The organism is Nocardioides sp. P4_G4, from assembly GCF_056401085.1.
Map to the genome: position 1 here is coordinate 22,919 of NZ_JBFUKA010000030.1, position 19,149 is coordinate 42,067.

At 70.7% G+C, this 19,149-nt stretch carries 20 protein-coding genes; 13 read left to right on the forward strand and 7 right to left on the reverse strand.

Annotated elements, in window-relative coordinates:
- Positions 1-68 precede the first annotated feature (68 nt).
- Positions 69-494: a TadE/TadG family type IV pilus assembly protein gene (locus AC1DQF_RS09030; RefSeq protein ID WP_477524885.1), complete on the forward strand. Its 426-nt coding sequence runs from the start codon at positions 69-71 to the stop codon at positions 492-494.
- Positions 491-1,666 carry a TadE/TadG family type IV pilus assembly protein gene (locus AC1DQF_RS09035; protein WP_477524886.1) on the forward strand — a complete coding sequence of 392 codons (1,176 nt, stop codon included), beginning with the start codon at positions 491-493 and terminating at the stop codon, positions 1,664-1,666. Before AC1DQF_RS09030 ends, AC1DQF_RS09035 begins: the two co-directional genes overlap by 4 nt.
- Before the next feature lie 32 nt (positions 1,667-1,698).
- On the opposite strand, the gene AC1DQF_RS09040 is transcribed toward AC1DQF_RS09035, so the two are convergent.
- The 4 genes from AC1DQF_RS09040 to AC1DQF_RS09055 are packed head-to-tail and all read right to left on the reverse strand — an operon-like array spanning position 1,699 to position 4,771.
- Positions 1,699-2,649 carry an ROK family glucokinase gene (locus tag AC1DQF_RS09040; protein ID WP_477524887.1) on the reverse strand — a complete coding sequence of 317 codons (951 nt, stop codon included), beginning with the start codon at positions 2,647-2,649 and terminating at the stop codon, positions 1,699-1,701.
- A complete protein-coding gene (locus AC1DQF_RS09045; RefSeq protein WP_477524888.1) occupies positions 2,646-3,119 on the reverse strand; it encodes a hypothetical protein in 474 nt (157 codons plus the stop codon). The genes AC1DQF_RS09040 and AC1DQF_RS09045 overlap by 4 nt, the downstream gene beginning before the upstream one ends.
- Complete coding sequence (locus AC1DQF_RS09050) at positions 3,116-4,285, reverse strand: ArsA family ATPase (protein ID WP_477524889.1); 1,170 nt, start codon at positions 4,283-4,285, stop codon at positions 3,116-3,118. Before AC1DQF_RS09050 ends, AC1DQF_RS09045 begins: the two co-directional genes overlap by 4 nt.
- 42 nt (positions 4,286-4,327) lie before the next feature.
- Entirely contained in the window at positions 4,328-4,771 is a 444-nt protein-coding gene (locus AC1DQF_RS09055) for an SRPBCC family protein (RefSeq protein WP_477524890.1), read from the reverse strand.
- A 122-nt stretch (positions 4,772-4,893) separates the two neighbouring features.
- On the opposite strand from AC1DQF_RS09055, the gene AC1DQF_RS09060 reads away from it, so the two are divergent.
- The 11 genes from AC1DQF_RS09060 to AC1DQF_RS09110 all read left to right on the forward strand — a co-directional run bounded on the left by AC1DQF_RS09060 (position 4,894) and on the right by AC1DQF_RS09110 (position 16,451).
- The gene (locus tag AC1DQF_RS09060; RefSeq protein WP_477524891.1) at positions 4,894-6,690 is read left to right on the forward strand and encodes an AMP-dependent synthetase/ligase; all 1,797 of its coding nucleotides are present in this window, start codon (positions 4,894-4,896) and stop codon (positions 6,688-6,690) included.
- Between the two features lie 239 nt (positions 6,691-6,929).
- Positions 6,930-7,703 (forward strand): Flp pilus assembly protein CpaB, encoded by a 774-nt coding sequence (gene cpaB / locus AC1DQF_RS09065; protein WP_477524892.1) that lies wholly within the window; start codon positions 6,930-6,932, stop codon positions 7,701-7,703.
- Positions 7,700-8,920 (forward strand): CpaE/TadZ family protein, encoded by a 1,221-nt coding sequence (locus AC1DQF_RS09070; RefSeq protein WP_477524893.1) that lies wholly within the window; start codon positions 7,700-7,702, stop codon positions 8,918-8,920. Before cpaB ends, AC1DQF_RS09070 begins: the two co-directional genes overlap by 4 nt.
- 1 nt (position 8,921) lies before the next feature.
- Positions 8,922-10,382, forward strand: coding sequence for a CpaF family protein (locus tag AC1DQF_RS09075; RefSeq protein ID WP_477524894.1), 1,461 nt, complete (start codon positions 8,922-8,924; stop codon positions 10,380-10,382).
- Positions 10,382-12,286 (forward strand): type II secretion system F family protein, encoded by a 1,905-nt coding sequence (locus tag AC1DQF_RS09080; RefSeq protein ID WP_477524895.1) that lies wholly within the window; start codon positions 10,382-10,384, stop codon positions 12,284-12,286. Before AC1DQF_RS09075 ends, AC1DQF_RS09080 begins: the two co-directional genes overlap by 1 nt.
- A 3-nt stretch (positions 12,287-12,289) precedes the next feature.
- The gene (locus AC1DQF_RS09085; protein WP_477524896.1) at positions 12,290-13,234 is read left to right on the forward strand and encodes a type II secretion system F family protein; all 945 of its coding nucleotides are present in this window, start codon (positions 12,290-12,292) and stop codon (positions 13,232-13,234) included.
- 77 nt (positions 13,235-13,311) lie between these two features.
- A complete protein-coding gene (locus AC1DQF_RS09090; protein ID WP_477524897.1) occupies positions 13,312-14,817 on the forward strand; it encodes a sensor histidine kinase in 1,506 nt (501 codons plus the stop codon).
- Positions 14,789-15,436 carry a response regulator gene (locus AC1DQF_RS09095; protein ID WP_477524898.1) on the forward strand — a complete coding sequence of 216 codons (648 nt, stop codon included), beginning with the start codon at positions 14,789-14,791 and terminating at the stop codon, positions 15,434-15,436. Before AC1DQF_RS09090 ends, AC1DQF_RS09095 begins: the two co-directional genes overlap by 29 nt.
- Positions 15,437-15,603: 167 nt before the next feature.
- Positions 15,604-15,780 carry a Flp family type IVb pilin gene (locus AC1DQF_RS09100; RefSeq protein ID WP_477524899.1) on the forward strand — a complete coding sequence of 59 codons (177 nt, stop codon included), beginning with the start codon at positions 15,604-15,606 and terminating at the stop codon, positions 15,778-15,780.
- Between the two features lie 252 nt (positions 15,781-16,032).
- Entirely contained in the window at positions 16,033-16,209 is a 177-nt protein-coding gene (locus tag AC1DQF_RS09105; protein ID WP_477524900.1) for a Flp family type IVb pilin, read from the forward strand.
- Between the two features lie 86 nt (positions 16,210-16,295).
- The gene (locus AC1DQF_RS09110) at positions 16,296-16,451 is read left to right on the forward strand and encodes a Flp family type IVb pilin (protein ID WP_477524901.1); all 156 of its coding nucleotides are present in this window, start codon (positions 16,296-16,298) and stop codon (positions 16,449-16,451) included.
- Positions 16,452-16,468: 17 nt separating this feature from the next.
- Here the strand turns inward: AC1DQF_RS09110 and AC1DQF_RS09115 are convergent, their stop codons facing one another.
- Genes AC1DQF_RS09115 through AC1DQF_RS09125 form a run of 3 tightly spaced genes read right to left on the reverse strand, consistent with a single transcriptional unit; the run spans position 16,469 to position 19,148 of the window.
- Positions 16,469-17,695 carry a M48 family metallopeptidase gene (locus AC1DQF_RS09115; RefSeq protein WP_477524902.1) on the reverse strand — a complete coding sequence of 409 codons (1,227 nt, stop codon included), beginning with the start codon at positions 17,693-17,695 and terminating at the stop codon, positions 16,469-16,471.
- Between the two features lie 21 nt (positions 17,696-17,716).
- Positions 17,717-18,937, reverse strand: coding sequence for a hypothetical protein (locus AC1DQF_RS09120; protein ID WP_477524903.1), 1,221 nt, complete (start codon positions 18,935-18,937; stop codon positions 17,717-17,719).
- 37 nt (positions 18,938-18,974) lie between these two features.
- Positions 18,975-19,148: a C40 family peptidase gene (locus tag AC1DQF_RS09125; RefSeq protein WP_477524905.1), complete on the reverse strand. Its 174-nt coding sequence runs from the start codon at positions 19,146-19,148 to the stop codon at positions 18,975-18,977.
- Between the last annotated feature and the right edge of the window lies 1 nt (position 19,149).

Below are 19,149 nucleotides of genomic sequence, written 5' to 3' on the forward strand. Positions count from 1 at the left end.
TGTCGGGTGGTCCCCGGGCTCCCTACTCTCGATCTGATATCCGCCGGAGATGTGATCGAGGGGTCGTAATGCGCACAGTGCTCTCACGTCGTGGGCGTGGTGAACGCGGGGCTGCGGCGCTGGAGTTCGCGCTCATCGTGCCTGTCCTGCTCCTGATCCTGGGCGGGATCATCAACTTCGGCTTCGCCTTCTCGCAGAAGCTGGCCCTCGACAACGCCGTGCGCGAGACGGCTCGGTCGGCCGCGGTCGACACCGGCCAGACCCAAGCACAGCTCCAGGCCGCCGGGGTCACGACCTTCAACAACTCCGCCATCGGCGGAACGAGCTCCGTGGCCACGATCACCGTGGGCGCCTGCAAGGGCACGGCCTTCGGCACCCCGGTGGCGGCCACCGGCACCTTCACCTCCACCTTCCTCTTCCCGTGGCTCGTTCCGGGCATCCCGAAGAAGATCGACTGGCAGAGCAGGGGTGAATACGTATGCGAGTACTCGTGAGCGGGCGCGACCGCGACGACCGGGGGGCCACCGTCGTCATCGTCGCCCTGATGGCGTCCGTCCTCCTGGTGCTGAGCGGCTTCACCGTCGACTTCGGTCAGGCCTGGATGGCCAAGCGGAACCTCCAGAAGGCCGCCGACGCGGGCGCCCTGGCGGCCGCGCAGGTGCTGGCCGGCTACCCCGGGACCTGTGACGTCGTGAAGGGCAACGCCGTCGCCGTCGCTGCCGCTCATGCCGCCGCCACCCAGTACAGCGCCAAGAACCGTGAGACGTACCTGCCCTCGTCGGTCGAGACCGAGTGGAGCGTCGACTGCAACACGGCCAAGTCCGCGGTCGTCGTGAACTACGGCCTCAAGGGCACCACGTCGTCGGCGTTCGGACCGTTGGCCGGCGGGAGCAACACCATGACCTCCCAGCGCCGGGCGCAGGCCGTGGTCGAGGTCGGCCCGCACACCAGCACCCGCATGCGGCCGCTGGCCATGTGCTCCACGCAGCTGACCACCGGGCCGTTCGTGCGTCTCGACTACCCCAAGGACGCGCCTCCCTCGTGCGGCAACGCATCCGGCGCCTGGTGGACCGTCGACTGCCCCGGCAATCCCTCGAACTCGACCAGCGTCATGGTTGCCCAGGTCCGCGACGGGTGCCCCAAGGGGGCGTCCATCGTCTCCGGGCAGACGAGCACTCAGACCTCCGGACAGCTCACGAACACGCTGACCGCGGCATGCCTCGGCAACACGACCCCCGAAGGCGGGTGCCTGGAGTCCAACCCCGGAAACCTCGACTCGGGCCAGGTCGCGGATTCCTGGAAGTTCCTCGTGGACAACCAGGTCAAGGCCGTCTTCCCGGTCTTCTGCGCCCCACCACAGTGCACGTCGACCACCATCGACGGCAACGGCAACAACGCCACGTTCCCGATCTACAAGCTGCTCGGTGCCGTCATCTGCGGCTACCACTTCAGCCAGAACGAGAAGTACCACTCCGCATCGGGCGAGTGCGCCGGTCTCCCGAGCAACATGTACGCCGGGGACGACCCTGCCGGCAACCAGGTCAACTACCTGATCATCAAGTACGTGCAGCTCAGCGCCTCCGGTTCCAACGAGGACTCGGGCTGCTCCCTCGGCAGCACGACCGGCTGCGATGGCGGCGTCCGACGGACCCGCCTCAGCAACTGACGGTCCCGCGACCACCCGGCGCAGCCCGGCCGTCAGCGCCGGGCGAGGTCCGCGGCGCCGATGAGTCCGGCCTTGTTGCCGAGCTCCGCCAGGACGACGTCGGCGACCGGCCGGTGCCCCCGACCGGTGAGCTGGCGCCGGAAGGCGGTCCGGATCGGCTCGAGGAGCAGGTCGGCCGCCTCGCTGACCCCTCCCCCGATGGCGACGGTCGCGGGATCGAGGACCGCCGCGAGGGACGCGATGCCCTCGCCCAGCCAGGTGCCGAGGTCGGCGAGCTGGTCGATCGCGAACGGGTCGCCCGCCTGGGCGGCCGCGGTGATCATCGGACCGTCGATGGCCGTGGGGTCCCCGCCGGCTCGGTCGATGAGGTCGCGGGCCAGCAGCGACGGCCCCTGGGCGGCCTCACGGGTCGCGCGCACGAGGGCCGTGCCGGAGCCGTAGGACTCCAGGCAGCCGCGGTTGCCGCAGCCGCACATGACCCCACCCGGGACGACGCGCATGTGGCCGATCTCCGCGGCGACGCCGAAGGCGCCGCGGTGCAGCTCACCGCCCAGCACGATGCCGCCGCCGACACCGGTGCCGACCGTCACGAGCAGGAAGTCGTCCACGGCGGCGCCAGCACCGAATCGGAACTCGCCCCACGCCGCTGCGTTGGCGTCGTTCTCGATCACCACCGGCAGGTCCACGTGCTGCTCGAGCTCGGCCTTGAGGTCGATGTCGCGCCAGGCCAGGTTGGGGGCGAAGTAGACACGCGAGCGGGTGTTGTCGACGTACCCCGCCGCGCCGACGCCGACGCAGGTGACGTCGTGGCGCGAGCTCAGCTCGGTGACCAGCCCGGCGATGGCGCGCTCGATGGCCTCGACGTCCTCGGCCGGTGACTCGACCTTCAGCTCCTCCACGATGCGCCCGTCGGCGTCGACGACACCACCGGCGATCTTGGTGCCGCCGACGTCGATGCCGCACGCCAGTCCACTGGTGCTCACGAGTCCTCCTCGGGCCAGTCCTCGTCGAGGACGATCTTCTCCACAGTCTCGGTACGACGACCACTGCCGCGCCGCGAGCGGCGGTCCGGCTCGTCGGGGGCGTCGTCGGCATCGGGCACGACCGTCGCGAGCAGTCCGGCCGCGGCCTGCACCAGCGACGAGGCCGCCACGGCGAGGTGCGCCCTGACCTCGGGGTTCAGCTGCCGGACCACGTGCACCGTCCGGCAGATCGGGCACACCGTGCACTCGGGTGCGCCCGTCGCCAGGTGCTCGTCGACCTGGTGGGCGGCGCCGGAGACCTGGTCGACGAGGTGGTCGGCGAGACCGCCGGCCGTGTCGCCGACGTCGGCCCCGTGCTCACGGGCCCAGCCGGACAGTGCGCCGAGCAGCTTGGCGGTCTCCTCGGCCAGGCTGCCGACCTCCGGGTCGCGCGCGTGGTCGTCATCGGGCTCGCTGTCCTGCCGCGTCACGCCGTCTCCTCCTCGAACCTCACCTGCAGGACGCCGTCCTGCACGCGGGCCCCGGCGACCCGGTGTCGGGCCAGCCCCGACGGAAGGGTCAGGAGGCGACGATACGACCCCACCGTCACCACCAGCTCGTCGCCGTGGCGCGCGAGGTCCACCTCGTCCCGCGAGACGTGCGGCAGGGTCAGGCCGAGGAGCGCTCCCGTCGGCGTGCGGCTCATCGTGAACGGCCCCGGGCCGGTCGGTACGGCGAGCGGGTCCGCGTCGTCGTACACCTCGCCGGCCAGCTCGCGCAGCGCGTCGACGCCCACCGGCTCGGTGCCCCGGTAGAGCGAGCGCCACAGCGGCATCCCGGCGAACGACTGGGCCACCTCGGCCAGGACGGCCTGCTGCGACCGGATCCAACCGGCCCGCCACTCGTCGGCGTCCGTGTCGGGGAAGATGCGGTTGACCACCACTCCGTCGACCCGGTAGCCGAAGAGCGACAGCATGGTGAACGAACGCCGGGCCTCGGCCAGGACGACGGACTCCGGCGTGAGCACCACCCGGACGGTCGACGCCGGGCCGGTGAGCAGCGCGTGCACCTCGTCGAGCTCGGCGTGCAGCCGCTGGAGGGCGTCGAAGACGGTGTCGGTGGGCATCGGGACCCCCGCGGCTCGGCTCAGCACGGGTCGCATGGCCTTGACGATGCGTCGCTCCGCGGGAAGGACGCGATCCATGTACCACCCCAGGGCCTCGGGGAGCGCGAGCAGCCGCAGCGTCTCGGCGGTCGGGGCGCAGTCCACGACGATGACGTCCCACTCCCCCGACAGGGCGTGCACGCGCAGCTCCAGCAGCGCGAGGACCTCCTCGGCACCGGGAAGTACCGCGAGCTCCTCGGCCGCGACGCGATCCACCCCGGCGACGTCGAGGACGCTGACGAGGTAGCGCTGGATGTCGGCCCAGGACTGCTGGAACCGCAGCTGCGCGTCGACCTGCTGCACGTGCAGGTCGGGAGCGACGCGGACGGGTTCTGCGCYGATCTCGACGCCGAACGCGTCCGCGAGGGAATGGGCGGTGTCGGTGGACAACACCAGCGTGCGGTGGCCGGCGGCGGCGGCCAGGGCCGCCGTACCGGCTGCGACGGTCGACTTGCCGACGCCGCCCTTGCCTGTGAAGAGGAGGATGCGCACCGTGGGAGATCGAGGCCGTGGGAGGTCAGGGACGAGGCGCGGTCAGCGCGTCTCGACGCGCTTCTTCAGCCCCTTGAGAGCCGTGTCGATGAGGATCTTCTCGCCCTTGCGCTTGAGCATCCCGATGAGCGGGATCGAGACGTCCAGGGCGAGGCGGTAGGTCACCTCGGTCGAGCCGTTGCCGAGGTCGCGGAGCTCGTAGGCGCCGTCGAGCGCCTTGAGCATCTTGCCCTCCACGAGGGTCCAGGTGACCTCACGGTCGCCGTCCCAGTCGTAGGCGAGGGTGTACTCGTCCTTGATGGGCGAGACGTCGAGCTCGAAGTAGACCTGCTCGGCGCGGTCGCCTCCGAGCGCGTCGGGCTCCACCACGCGTGCGGTCTTCACGCCCTTGGCCCACGAGGGGTAGGACTCGAAGTCCGCGATCACCGTCATGACGGCCGTCGGGGGGGCATCGATCAGGATCGACGAAGTGGTCTGCTCGGCCATGCGGCGACCCTACCGGAACCACGCCTCACCCCTACCGGAACCGCGCCTCGCCCGGACCGCGACGACGGGGACCCGGAGGCAGCGATAGCCTGCCCGGACCACCGCGCTTGAGGAGGCCGACGTTGCGTGAGTTCTCCACGCCCCTGACCATCGAGATCCCCGCTACGGGCAACCTGACCGACGACGTCGTCGCGAACGCCCGCGAGGCCGCGGACGCCGTGGTCTTCAACCGCAAGGTCGACGGGGAGTGGAGCGACGTCACGGCGACGGAGTTCCTCGCGGAGGTCAGCGCCGTGGCCAAGGGACTCATGGCGGCGGGCATCGAGCCGGGAGACCGGGTCGCGCTGATCTCCAAGACCCGTTACGAGTGGACGCTGCTGGACTACGCGATCTGGTTCGCCGGAGCCGCCACCGTCCCCGTCTACGAGACCTCCTCCGCGGAACAGGTCGCCTGGATCCTGACCGACTCCGGTGCCAAGGCCGTCGTCGCGGAGGGCAAGGAGCACCTGGCCCGCGTCAACGAGGCGCGACAGGCCGGGGCCGGCGACGACCTCAACCACGTCTGGTCCATCAACGACAACGCCGTCGACGTGCTCGGCCGGCTGGGCCAGGACATCTCCGACGAGGCGCTCGAGGAGCGTCGTACGTCCGTGACGCCCCTCGACCTCGCGACGCTGATCTACACCAGTGGCACCACCGGCCGACCCAAGGGCTGCATGCTCACCCACGGCAACTTCATGTTCGAGCTGGGCGTGGCGACCGACGAGCTGCACCACCTCTTCGACACCGAGGGCGCCTCGACGCTCCTGTTCCTCCCGCTGGCACACGTGTTCGCCCGCATCATCCAGGTCGGCGCGATCAAGAAGCGCGTCCGGGTCGGGCACAGCGCCGACATCAAGAACCTGCTGGGCGACCTCGAGGTCTTCCAGCCGACGTTCATCCTGGCCGTGCCGCGCGTCTTCGAGAAGGTCTTCAACAGTGCCTCCCAGCGCGCGACGGCCGACGGCCGCGGCAAGATCTTCGACCGCGCCGCGGAGACGGCCATCGCCTGGTCGCGGGCCCAGGACTCGGGCCGGGTCCCGTGGCGCGTCAAGGCGCAGCACGCCGTGTTCGACCGGCTGGTCTACGGAAAGCTGCGCACCGCCCTGGGCGGCAACTGCCAGTACGCCGTCTCCGGCGGGGCTCCGCTCGGTGACCGGCTCGGCCACTTCTACCGGGGCATCGGGGTGACCGTCCTGGAGGGGTACGGACTGACCGAGACGACGGCGGCGCTCACCGTGAACCTTCCCGACGCCCAGAAGATCGGCACCGTCGGCCGTCCCCTCCCAGGCACGTCCGTGCGCGTGGCCGACGACGGCGAGCTGCTGTTCCGCGGCGGCCAGGTCTTCGCCGGCTACTGGCGCAACGAGGAGGCCACCCACGAGGCACTGTCCCGTGAGGGCTGGTTCCACACCGGGGACGTCGGCGAGGTCGACGACGAGGGCTTCGTCCGCATCACCGGACGCAAGAAGGAGATCCTGGTGACCGCGGGTGGCAAGAACGTCGCCCCTGCCGTGCTGGAGGACCGACTGCGCGCCCACGCGCTCGTCGACCAGTGCATGGTCGTCGGTGACGGGCAGCCGTTCATCGCCGCGCTCGTCACGATCGACCGCGAGTCCTTCCCTGCGTGGGCCGAGGCGCACGGCAAGTCCGGCGACCTCGACGACCTGCTCGACGACCCCGACCTGCATGCCGCGATCGAGGCGGCCGTCGAGGACGCCAACAAGGCCGTCTCCAAGGCGGAGGCGATCCGCAAATTCACCATTCTGCGGGACGAGTGGACCGAGGAGGGCGGGCACCTGACGCCCAGCCTCAAGCTCAAGCGCAACGTCGTCATGCGTGAGTTCCGCGAGCACGTCGAGGCCCTCTACCTGTCCTGACGGGGCCACATAGCACGACGCCGGCCGCCGTCCGTCAGGACTACTCGGCAGGCGCGCCGACTAGTCATATCGGGTGGTGTCCGGGCCACCTCTGGGCGGTTTGTTCGGTTTAGCCCACGAGGCCGCTGCGCCGTGCCTAGATTCGCGCACTGGGAAGGGATCTGGGACCTCTCCCGCAGGGCACCACACCTGAAGCACTTCCCAGAACCCCCGGTCACTGCTCTGCGAAGGATCGCCTCATGGCCCGTCGTTCCGTTCTCCTCATCGTCGCCGTCCTGATCGCCCTGGTCGGCACGTCACTGATCGTTCTCTACGTCCAGGGCATCGACTCCCGTGCCACCGCCGGTCAAGAGCTCGTCGAGGTGCTCACCGCGACCGAGACCATCGACCCGGGCGAGGACGTCACCGCCGCCCAGGAGGCGGGCAAGTTCGAGAAGTCCGAGGTCCGTCGCGAGGACCTCGTCGAGGGCGCTCTCACGTCCACGAGCTCGATCGCCGACCTGGTCGCCATCAACGCGATCTTCCCGGGTGAGCAGATCCTCGCCAAGAAGTTCGCCAACGTCGGTGACGCAGGCACCCTGGTGATCCCCGACGACAAGCTGGCCGTCTCCGTCGAGCTCACCGACCCCGAGCGCGTCGCCGGCTTCGTCAACCCCGGTTCCAAGGTCGCGATCTTCGTCTCGGCCGACCCGGTCCTCTACAAGCCGGACGGCAAGGAGCAGAAGCTCCCGCAGTACACCGGGCTGCTGCTGCCCAACGTCGAGGTGGTCGGCGTCGGCACCACGAGCATCGCCGCGAAGACGACCACCAGCGAGGAGGGTGAGGAGACCGAGCAGGTGGCCCGCACCATCCTCACGGTCGCCGTCGACCAGGAGCAGGCGGAGAAGCTCATCTACGCCGACCGCAACGGCGACATCTCCTTCGCCCTGCTGACCGGTGACTCGCAGGTCAGTGCCAACGCCGGTGTCAGCGCGGCCGACATCATGCCCGGCGCCTTCAGGACCAAGCCGTGACCACCATCCTCGAGCCCGACGTCGGGCAGCTCGGCATCATGAACGCGATGCTCCACGGCTCCACCGCGACGACCAGCATGGCGGAGCTCAAGGCGCACCTCGACGCCAGCCCGCACGAGTTCGCCGTCGTGCTGGGTCCGTCGGTGGCCGTGGACGACGCCATGGACTTCGCCCGGCACGCCCGGATCAACCGGCCGGACCTGGGCGTCATCCTGCTCCGCCACGGCGTCGACAGCGAGACGCTCACGGCGGCCCTCCGCAGCGGCATGCGCGAGGTGGTCGAGGCGCGCGACCTGGCGGGCCTCACCACCGCCGTGCACCGGGCCCGCAGCGTCGCCAAGGAGATCTCCCAGGCGCTGGAGGAGGACGCCCGGGCGGCCGCCGATGCCGCCCTGGCCGAGGCCGGCGAGGCGCGTGCCGCGGCCCAGGCCGCCGCCGATGCCCCCCAGGCGAAGGTCATCACGGTCTTCTCCACCAAGGGTGGCGTGGGCAAGAGCCTGGTGGCCACCAACCTCGGCGTGGCCCTCAGCGAGCAGGGCCACCACGTCTGCCTGGTCGACCTCGACGTCAACAGCGGCGACGTGGCGATCATGCTCCAGCTCACCCCGACACGCACGATCAACGACCTCGTGGCGTTCGGCGGGCAGTTCGACCCCGAGGCCCTCAGCTCGATCCTGACCACGGCGTCCGACCGGCTCTCGCTGGTCGCGGCGCCCGTCCGGCTCGACTCCCCCGACCACGCGGCGGCCACCGACATCGGCGCCATGATGGACGTGCTCAAGGGCATGTTCGACTTCATCGTGGTGGACACGTCGGGCGTCTTCGACGACAACGCCCTCACGGCCCTGGACCGGACCGACACCATCGTGCTGGTCGGCACCCTCGACATCCCCGCGCTCAAGGCCCTCAAGCTGGCGACCGGGACGCTCGACCTGCTCAACTTCAGCCGGGACACCTGGAAGTTCGTCCTCAACCGGGCCGACGGCAAGGTCGGCCTCACGGTGGACGAGTTCGAGTCGACCCTGGGCATCAAGGCCGACGCCACCCTGGTGTCCAGCCGAGAGGTCCTGGCCGCCGTCAACCGGGGCGAGGCACTGGTGCGTGCCTATCCCGGCCACGCCAACAGCAAGGCTCTCGTGGACTTCGCGACGACGTTCGCCACCGCGGAGAACCCATCGGTCAAGAAGGCGTCCCGGCGCCGCCTGAGGAGGTCCTGACATGAGTCTCACCGATCGGATCGCAGCCGCACAGCGCAACCGTTCCCAGCTCAACGGGCAGCACGCCGGCCCCGTGGCGACCGTCGACGCCTCCGCGGCCGCGGCTGCGGAGGCTRCCGCACCTCCGGCCGGCACCTCCCTGGCCGCGCGCACCTCGGCGGAGGTCGGCAAGAAGACTGCCGGACGGGACCCCTTCGGCGACGTGAAGCGACTCGTGCACGCCCGCCTGGTCGAGACCCTCGGTCCCAAGCTGTACGACGCGCACATGACCCAGTCCGAGCTCGAGCAGCAGGTGCACTTCGCCCTGCAGACGGCGATCGCCGAGACCGACCAGCCGATGTCGAGCGCCGACCGCGCCCGGGTCTCGCAGGAGATCGCCGACGACATCCTGGGCTACGGGCCGATCGAGCCGCTGCTGCGCGACCCCGATCTGTCCGAGGTCATGGTCAACGCCTTCAACAGCATCTACATCGAGCGCAGCGGCAAGCTGGTCAAGACCGACGCGGCGTTCAACGACGAGGCCCACCTGCGCCGCACGATCGACAAGATCGTCAGCAAGATCGGTCGAYGCGTCGACGAGACCAGCCCCATGTGTGACGCCCGCCTCCCGGACGGGAGCCGCGTCAACGCCATCATCCCGCCGTTGGCGCTCGACGGCTCCAAGCTCACCATCCGGAAGTTCTCCGAGGACCCCTACACGGTCGAGGACCTGATCAACTTCGGATCCCTCACCCGGCCCTCGGCCAACCTCCTCGAGGGCTGCGTCAAGGGTCGCCTCAACATCCTGGTGTCGGGCGGCACCGGCGCCGGCAAGACGACCACCCTCAACGTGCTCTCCTCGTTCATCCCGCACGACGAGCGGATCGTCACCATCGAGGACGCCGCCGAGCTGAGGCTGCACCAGGACCACGTGCTGCGCCTCGAGTCCCGACYGGCCAACATCGAGGGCAAGGGCGCCGTCACCATCCGCGACCTCGTCAAGAACTCGCTCCGCATGCGCCCCGACCGGGTGGTGGTCGGCGAGATCCGTGACGCCGCCGCACTCGACATGCTCCAGGCCATGAACACCGGTCACGACGGCTCGATCTCGACCCTGCACGCCAACACCCCGCGCGACGCGCTCGCCCGCCTCGAGACCATGGTCCTCATGGCGGGCATGGACCTGCCGGTCCGTGCCATCCGCGAGCAGGTCTCCAGCGCGGTCGACCTGATCATCCAGCAGACCCGTCTCAAGGACGGCACGCGTCGGATCACCGCCATCACCGAGATCGTGGGCATGGAGGGCGACATCATCACCACCCAGGACGTGTTCCTCTTCGACTACGCCGCCGGCGTCGACGAGAACGGCAAGTTCAAGGGTGGCCTCAAGTCGATGGGCCTGCGCCCACGCTTCCTCGAGCGGCTCACGGACCACGGCGTCCACGTCGACCCRTCCATCTTCGCCACCGGGGGCGGACTCTGATGACGTCGCGATCTCGGACGCGTCGTCTCGTCGTCCCCGCCGTCCTCGCTGCCCTGGGCACGTTCGCACTCGCCTTACCGGCTCACGCGGCCGACGAGATCACTATCGACCACGTCGAGACCGCCGACGGCACCGTCTCCATGGTGCTGTCCGTGGACGGCGTCCCGAGCGGCACCGTCGACCCGGCCGGCGTCGTGGTCGAGGTGGACGGTCGCCAGGTCGAGTCGCAGGCCAAGACCGTGGCCGCCGGTGACATCTCACGTTCCACGGTGCTCGTGCTCGACGCCAGCAACAGCATGGCCGCCAACGGCAAGTTCGACGCCGCAACGGCCGCCGTCGGCGCCTACCTCGAGGCCGCCCCGGAGGACGTGACCATCGGCATGGTCACCTTCGCCGGTGAGGTGGTCGACTCGATCGAGCCGACCACGGACCACGCCTCGGTCGCCACTGCCCTCGACGCGGTGACCCTCTCGAAGGGCACCGGGGTCTACGACGCCATCCGGGCTGGAGTCGACCTCGCCGGCGACGAGGGCTCCCGCTCGCTCCTCGTCCTGTCCGACGGCGCCGACACGAGCAGCAACGCGACCCTCGCCGTGGCGATCAACGACGCCAAGGAGGCGGGAGTCGTCGTCGACGTCGTCTCCATCGGCACGGCCGACAAGGCCGGGTCCCTCGCTGCCCTCGCCCAGGACACGGGCGGCGCGGTCATCCCCGCCGACCCCGCGGCACTGGGCGCCGTCTTCACCGCGCAGGCCGACGCCCTCGCCGAGCAGCTCCTGCTCACCTTCGACTCGCCCTCCGACGTCGACGGCGAGGCGACCATCACCGTCAGCGCCGAGGCCGGCGGGACGACGTACGTCGACTCCGCCTTCGTGACCCTCGACTCAGGCGGCGCCTCGGCTCCGCAGGTCGTCGACCGGGGCAAGGCCCTCGTCAGCAAGCCGGTGATGCTCGCCGGCGCTCTCGCAGTGTTCCTCGGCCTCGTCGGACTGCTCACCATGGTGCTCGCGTCGCCCGGCAAGTCCTCCGCCGAGCGACGCCTCGACGCCTACTTCGAGGGCGGCGCGGGAGGCAAGAGCGGCAAGCGACGTGCCTCCGGCTCCGGCTCCGCCGACCTGAAGGAGTCCGCCGTCGCGATGACCTCCAAGGTCGTCAACGCCGACCTCGAGACTCGCATCTCCCAGCGCCTGGCCGGCGCGGGCTCGGCCCTCACCGCGGCCGAGTGGGTCCTCCTCCACGCCGGCATCGCTGTCGGCGCTGCCGCGGTCGGCTTCCTGATGGGCGGAGGGGTGCTGGGCGTCATCGGTCTCCTCGGTGGCGTGGCGATCCCCTGGGTCTACCTCAAGTGGCGCCACCGTCGCCGCCTCAACACGTTCAACGGGCAGCTGGCCCAGACCCTGGGCCTCATGGCCGGTGGGCTGCAGGCCGGCCTGTCACTCCCCCAGGCAGTGGACACGGTGGTGCGCGAGGGGCACGAGCCCATGGCGGGCGAGCTGCGCCGTGCCCTGGTCGAGCAGCGCCTCGGCATCGACATCTCGGACGCCCTCGAGGGGGTGGGGCAGCGGATGGACAGCGAGGACTTCGGCTGGGTGGTCATGGCCATCCGCATCCAGCGCGAGGTCGGTGGCAACCTCGCCGAGATCCTGCACACCGTCGCCGAGACCCTGCGCGAACGCGAGTACCTCCGGCGCCAGGTCCGCGCCCTGAGCGCGGAAGGTCGCCTGTCGGGCTACATCCTGACCGGGCTGCCTCCGCTGATCGCCGTGTACATGTACTTCGTCAACCGCTCGTACATGGAGGTGCTCTACACCACCTTCCCCGGAGCCCTGCTCCTCGCCGCCGCAGCAGGACTGCTCGGAATCGGCACGTTCGCCATGTCCCGACTCGCGAAGGTCGAGGTCTGATCCATGTCCAGCTCGATGACCCTGCTCCTCGGTGCCGGCTTCCTCTTCGTCGCCCTGGCACTCTCGTTGTCCCTCATCGGGGTCGCCACCAGCGAACGTCGGGGAGTGGCCCGCTCGATCGCCGCCGTCCAGGCGATCGACTCCGCTCCGGACGTGCTCAAGGAGGAGCTCGAGCGACCCTTCGCGGAGCGCGTCCTGGGTCCCCTGGGTGACCGTTTCGTGGACATCGGTCGCCGCCTCGTGCGTGCGGACACCGCCCAGCGACTCCAGTACCGCCTCGACATCGCCGGCAACCCGCCGGCGTGGGACGTGAACCGGCTCATCGGTCTCAAGTTCCTGGGCATGTCGGTCCTGGGTTCCGTGGGCTTCCTGTACCTGCTGGGCTTCGGCTGGCCCTTCTACCGGGTGGTCCTGGCGACGCTGGCCGCCGCCGCCTTCGGCTATGTGCTGCCCAACGTGCTGCTCTACAACGCCGGCAGCAAGCGTGAGTCCCTGATGCGCAACGCCCTCCCGGACGCCATCGACCTGCTCACCGTCTCGGTCGAGGCCGGGCTCGGGTTCGACGCAGCCGTCAGCCGGGTCGCGAAGAACACCAAGGGCCCGCTCTCCCAGGAGTTCGCCCGACTGCTCCAGGAGATGCAGATCGGCGTGGGACGCACCGAGGCCATGCGCGCCATGGCCGAGCGCACCTCGCTGGGCGACCTCAAGTCCTTCTGCCTGGCCATGGTGCAGGCCGACAGTCTCGGCATCCCGATCGGACGGGTCCTGCGGATCCAGAGCCAGGAGATGCGGACCATGCGCCGCCAGCGCGCCGAGGAGAAGGCGCAGCAGGTGCCGGTGCGGATCATGATCCCGCTCGTGCTCTTCATCCTCCCCTGCCTCTTCATCGTGATCCTCGGTCCCGCCGGCATCCAGATCGTGCAGACGTTCTCCGCCACCGGACAGTGACGATGCGGTCGCGTACCGTACCTCCCGTCCACACTCCACCGAGCCCAGCGCTGACCCCATGGCGGGTCACGACTGCGGTGCGCGCGTTTGCGCTCTCCCTGGCCCTCGGCACCGCGCTCGGTGCCGGGTCGGCCCGCGAGGTGGCCCCCCTGCTCGCCGCGATCACGCTGGTGGCGGGGGTGTCGTCGGCCCTCGAGTGGAACGCGCCCCGGCTCAGCCGTCCGTGGATCCCGGTCGGCGAGGCACTGCTCATCGGGGTCCTGCTGGCCAGCGCCCCCTCTCAGCCGAGCCTGCTCGTCTACCTGAGCGTTCCGCCCATCGCGGCAGGCGTGCGGCACGGCTGGGTGACCACGGTCAACGCCGCAGTCGTCCTCGTCGCCACCACCCTGTCCACCCTGGCCCTGATGACTCCCGCGGCACTGATGCGGGACCGGATCACCGAGTCGGCCCCCTGGCTGGTCATCGGGATGGGGGTCGGGTTGCTGGCCAGCTGGCAGTCCCGCTCCATGCGCGAGCTCGAGACCCGCCAGGCGCCGTACGCCACGGCCAACCAGCTGGTGTCGCAGCTCCACACCCTGGCCAGCCGCGGAGCGGTCGGTCTGGACAGCGTCCAGCTCGCGGCGGAGCTGGAGACCGCCCTGCGCTCCGCCACGGGCGCCGACCGGTCCGCCGTCTTCGTCCGCGGGCGACGGTCCGAGCCCGACCTGCTCTCGTCGTTCGGCGACGGCGTCGTCGCACCCCCCGCCGGGGCCTCCGCCCAGACCGACCCGAGCATCCTGACGGTGTGGCTCCACCGCGGGGAGCACCAGCTCGGCTCCGTCGTCCTGGTGCGCGACGCGGGGTGGAACGACGTGCTGCGAGAGCAGGCCCAGGCCATCGCCGACGAGTTCGTCCTGCGCCTGGACACCGCGGTCCTCTTCGACGACGTACGCCTCATGGCCACCGCTGAGGAGCGCAACAGGATCGCTCGGGAGATGCACGACGGGGTGGCACAGGAGATCGTCGCCCTCGGCTACATCGTCGACGAGATCGAGTCCGTCTCCGACCAGCGCCAGACCCAGGAGCTGGCCTCGTCGCTGCGCGAGGAGATCAGCCGGGTCGTCACCGAGCTGCGCTTCTCCATCTTCGACCTCCGCCACGAGATCGCCGACCACCGCCTCTCAGGGGCGCTCGCCGAATACGTCCGCGAGGTAAGTCACGGGAGCGACCTGCGTGTCCACCTCCTCCTCGACGAGTCCGGACCGGCTCTGCCCTCGCGCACCGAGATGGAGCTCCTCCGGATCGCGCAGGAGGCCATCGGCAACGTGCGCCGGCACGCTCACGCGACCAACCTGTGGGTCACCCTCGTCTCGGACGGCTCGTGCGTGCGGCTCGAGATCGAGGACGACGGGGTCGGCAACGCCTTGCCGAAGGAACGTCACTGGGGCCTCCAGACCATGCGGGAGCGGGCCGAGACCGTCGGTGCCGACCTGCGCATCATCCCGCGGCACGACGGCGGCACCGTCGTCCGCCTCCAGACCCGCCACGCCGCGCTACCCGAAGGGAACCGCTCACATGAGCACCACAGTCCTTCTCGTCGATGACCACGAGCTGATCCGCCAGGGCCTCGCCCGAGCCTTCGAGCGCGACGAGGACATGACCGTCGTCGGCCAGGCCGGAAGCGTGGCCGAGGCCGTCGCGGCCTTCGGTGAGCTCGACCCCGACGTGGTGGTGACCGACCTCCAGCTCCCGGACGGCCACGGCCTCGACGTCGTACGCGCCATCCGCGCGGTGAACGACACCGCCGGAGTCGTGGTCCTCACCATGCACGCGGGCGACGACCAGATCTTCGCCGCCATGGAGGCGGGTGCCTCGGGCTTCGTCGGCAAGGACCGTCGCGCCACCGAGGTCATCAGCGCCGCCAAGCACGCCGCAGTCGCCCCTCGCACCTTCCTGTGCTCGGCCCTGAGTGCTGCCATGATGCGCCGGGCCACCGCGCCGGTGACGCCGAAGCTCTCCGGGCGCGAGGAGGAAGTGCTCGCACTGCTGGCGGACGGGCTCGGGACCGGCGAGATCGCGGGACGGCTCTACCTCAGCGAGTCCACCGCGAAGACGCACATCACGCACATCTACCAGAAGCTCGGCGCCGCCAACCGGGCGCAGGCGCTGGTCACCGCGATGCGGATGGGTCTCCTGGACCACCTCTCCCCGCAGCAGTTCTGACCACTCCCGCCATCCATCCGGGCTGCGGTGAGGTGGTCACAAAGGACCAGCGGGGTCGAGCCGACCGTCCGACGTGCTCCTGTGCGGCGGCCCGGACAATCGGGCGTGAGGGCCTCTCGGGTCAAGGCCCCCGTCTCCGTTCGTCACCACGACCCCGAGGAAGCACCATGCAGCTCATCGAGAACTTCCTGACCCTCATGCTCGCCAAGCGCGACGACAAGGGCGCCACCGCCGTCGAGTACGGCCTGATGGTCGCCCTCATCGCCGTGGCGATCATCGGCACCGTCGGCGCCCTCGGCGGCAAGCTGAACGACCTCTTCACCCAGATCTCCGGCTCGCTCTGATCCCATCTCCACCGAAGGCCGGCGTCGCGTGTGCGACGCCGGCCTTCGGCGTTCCCGGACAGCGTGCACGCCCCGCCCGGCAGGACCATGCGGGGCCGGTCCTGGTGAGGATCTGCGCTAGTCACATCGAACTACCCACGTACGTCCGATCACCCGATTCGGCACGGTCGCCGAAAGTCCAAGATTGTCATCGACGGGTCCTCCTGGACTCGGACACATCCGGACTCATCACTGCCATCCAGAGGATTCATCATGCAGATCATCGAGAACTTCCTGACCCTCATGCTCGCCAAGCGCGACGACAAGGGCGCCACCGCCGTCGAGTACGGCCTGATGGTCGCCCTCATCGCGGTCGCGATCATCGGTACCGTCGGCGCCCTCGGTGGCAAGCTAAACGGCCTCTTCACCCAGATCTCCGGCTCGCTCTGACCTGAGTCAGCCACGGAAGGCCGGCGTCGCCCTCGGCGGCGCCGGCCTTCGCCGTTTCTCCGCACCCCCCGCGAACGGACACCCCCATGAACCTCACGCCTCCCCGGCGGGACGACGACGGCGYCACGGCCACCGAGTACGCGATCATGTGCACGATGATCGCCGTGGTGATCGCAGGGTCCGTCACCACCTTCGGCGCCCAGGTCGCGGCGCTCTTCTCGCCCGTGATGGCCGGTCTCTGACTGGCGGTCCCCGGTTCTCACCGCTTCGCCAGCGCCACCCGCTCCAGCACCGTCGGATGACTTCCCCMCCACCACTGTGACCACGCCGGTGGGATGGGATCCGCGATCGACCGCAGCGCCAACGTGCGCTGCACCTGCACGAACGCATCCGGGTCACGCGTCGCGACCAGGGCCTCGACGTCGGCCCGCGTCTCGATCTGCCGGCTGATCCCCGCCTGGACCGGGCTGGACAGCAGCGTCCCCACCGCCAGGGCCGCCAGCACGAACGGCACGACCGCCGCATCTCCCGCCCGCGCTCCCCCACGGTTGAGCCGGGACCCGATCAACAGGCCGAGCAACCCCACTCCGGCCGCCGCCCCGAGGGCACCGAGCACCGTGCCGACGATCACGTCGTCGTGGCGCGCGTGCGCCAGCTCGTGGGCGATCACGCTGAGCGCCTGGTCCTGCGGCAGCGACTCGACGAGCGTGTCGTAGACGACCACCCGCCGGGTGCCGCCGAACCCGGAGACGTAGGCGTTCAGCGACGTCGTGCGCCGGGACGCGTCGGCGACCAGCACCTCGTCGACCGGCACCCCCTCGGTGTCCGCCAGCTGCAGGATCCCGGTGTGCAGCTCACCTGCCGGCAGCGACTCGAAGTGGTTGAAGACGGGCTCCACCACCAGCGGGTAGGCGAACGACGCGACGACCACCAGCCCGGCCATGACGAGGCCCGCGACGGCGGTCCAGGCGCGCCTCCAGCGCCGGGCGATCGCAAGCAACACCAGCACGCCGATCGAGGTGCTGACCGCTCCCACCAGCTCGCTGCGGACGACGTCGCCCGCGAAGCCGGCCGCCGTCTGCGTGGTGAGCCCGTAGCCGAGCCGGTGGCGGTGGTTCGCGACCGAGAACGGCAGGGTCACGAGACGGCCGACGAGCCCGAGGCCGAGGACCGCCAGCACGGCCTGCACCCACCAGGGGCCCGGCAACCGGTCGACCAGCCGGCGCCCCCAGCGGCTGAAGCCCAGCGCGCACGTGACCGCGAGGGACACCCCGAGGCCGCTCCAGCCCCACAACCGGCTCCAGCGGGCGTAGGTCTCGGCACGCGCCAGCTGCTCGGCGGTGAAGAGGTCGTGGGCATCGACCGGCGGCCGCGATCCTCCCGGGACCGGGTGCCACGGCACCAGCACGACCGCGAGCACCACGAGGGCGAGCCCGGCGACCGCCGTGACGGTCGCCGCCGTACGTCGCTCGCTCCACCCGGTCACGACGTCAACGTAGCCAGCCCGTCACGACGCCAACGTGGCCAGCCGGTCCCGCCACCGCTCGACGAGACCCTCGACGGTGGCGCCGTGACGGCGCAGGGCGGCGGCCAGGGGCATCCCTGCCGAGGCCCGGCGGTAGATGTCCAGGAGGGCCTGCTCCCCCACCTGCTCGGCGAGGGTGTCACAGGCCAGCCACGCCAGCTCGTAGGCCGCCTCGAGGTCGGTGGCCCGGGTGTCGAGCTCCTCCGGGCCGGGCAGGCTGCGGGGCAGGCCGTCACGGCGTACCAGCTCGGCGGCACGGCCCGCGGTGGTGGACAGCGGCAGCGGCACGTCCCGCAGCGCCACGTAGTCGGCGAAGCCCTCGAGCAGCCACAGGTCCACCGCGCTGGTGGCGGCACCCGTCGCGACGTGGGCGAGCTCGTGGCTCATCACGACCTGCGCCCCGGCGCCCCTGAGTCCGCGGGTCACGTCGGGGTTGACGAAGACGTGGACCGGCGCCCCGGTCCGCCCCGACCCGTCGACCGTGGTGGTCACGGCGGCGATGCCGGCGTAGGTCCCGTCGGCCGCATCGAGGGTGGCGTCGAGCGCCGAGGCCGAGGACGGCACCTCGACGACCACCGACGGGCGCCAGTCCRTCAGCACGCGGCGCACGACCTCGATCCCCCGTGCGACCCGGCGGGCGTACGTCGCGACCTCCCGGCCGGCTCCCGGCCGCACCGCGGACACCACCACCAGCGTGGTGCCGGTACGGCGCACCGCCACGGCGCCCTGCAACCACAGCGGCTCGACACCGTCGCCGACGCCACCGAAGCGGCGGATGGACACCGTGTCGCCGTCCGAGACGAAGGTGACGGCCACCTCCGCACTGGCAGGCCGTCGGTCGAAGCCCCCGAAGGCCCACGTGAGCGCCACCTCGGCCGTCCACGAGCCATCGCCGGCGCCGGCGCCGGTCTCGTCGACGTACCGCGCGGAGAAGTCCGTGACGTCGAGGGCCCCGGCGTTGTCGGCGACCGAGGCCAGCAGGGTGCGCGCGACGCTGTCGTCCGACGGTGCGAGGGCACGTGCCGCATCCGGGTCCTGCGACCCGACGGCCTCCTCGAGCAGGTGCAGGGTCGCCGCCGCCGCACCGGGCCGTGGCCCGTCCACGGCGGGAGCGCCGGGAGTGGCCAGGTGGGTGTCCCCACGCTGGCCGACGAGCAGGGCGACGACGACCGCAAGGGCCGCGAACAGCGAAAGACCGGCCACCCACAGGCGTGGGTGACCGGTCCTCGAGGTCGAGCTGTCAGCCAGGGCGGACCGCGCCGACGAAGGGCATCGAGTACAGGCCCGCCACCGCGACACCGGTGCCCGGGTTGGCCGCGTGCACGATCATGCCGTTGCCGATGTACATGCCGACGTGGCTGATCGGGCTGTAGTAGAAGACCAGGTCGCCGGGCTGCAGGGCGCTCGCCGCGATG

Excerpts from the sequence above, each read along its gene's own strand:
- AC1DQF_RS09030 (WP_477524885.1), top strand. The coding sequence starts at position 69 with ATGCGCACAGTGCTCTCACGTCGTGGGCGTGGTGAACGCGGGGCTGCG.
- AC1DQF_RS09055 (WP_477524890.1), bottom strand. The coding sequence starts at position 4,771 with ATGGCCGAGCAGACCACTTCGTCGATCCTGATCGATGCCCCCCCGACG.
- cpaB (WP_477524892.1), top strand. The coding sequence starts at position 6,930 with ATGGCCCGTCGTTCCGTTCTCCTCATCGTCGCCGTCCTGATCGCCCTG.
- AC1DQF_RS09080 (WP_477524895.1), top strand. The coding sequence starts at position 10,382 with ATGACGTCGCGATCTCGGACGCGTCGTCTCGTCGTCCCCGCCGTCCTC.
- AC1DQF_RS09085 (WP_477524896.1), top strand. The coding sequence starts at position 12,290 with ATGTCCAGCTCGATGACCCTGCTCCTCGGTGCCGGCTTCCTCTTCGTC.
- AC1DQF_RS09095 (WP_477524898.1), top strand. The coding sequence starts at position 14,789 with ATGAGCACCACAGTCCTTCTCGTCGATGACCACGAGCTGATCCGCCAG.
- AC1DQF_RS09100 (WP_477524899.1), top strand. The coding sequence starts at position 15,604 with ATGCAGCTCATCGAGAACTTCCTGACCCTCATGCTCGCCAAGCGCGAC.
- AC1DQF_RS09105 (WP_477524900.1), top strand. The coding sequence starts at position 16,033 with ATGCAGATCATCGAGAACTTCCTGACCCTCATGCTCGCCAAGCGCGAC.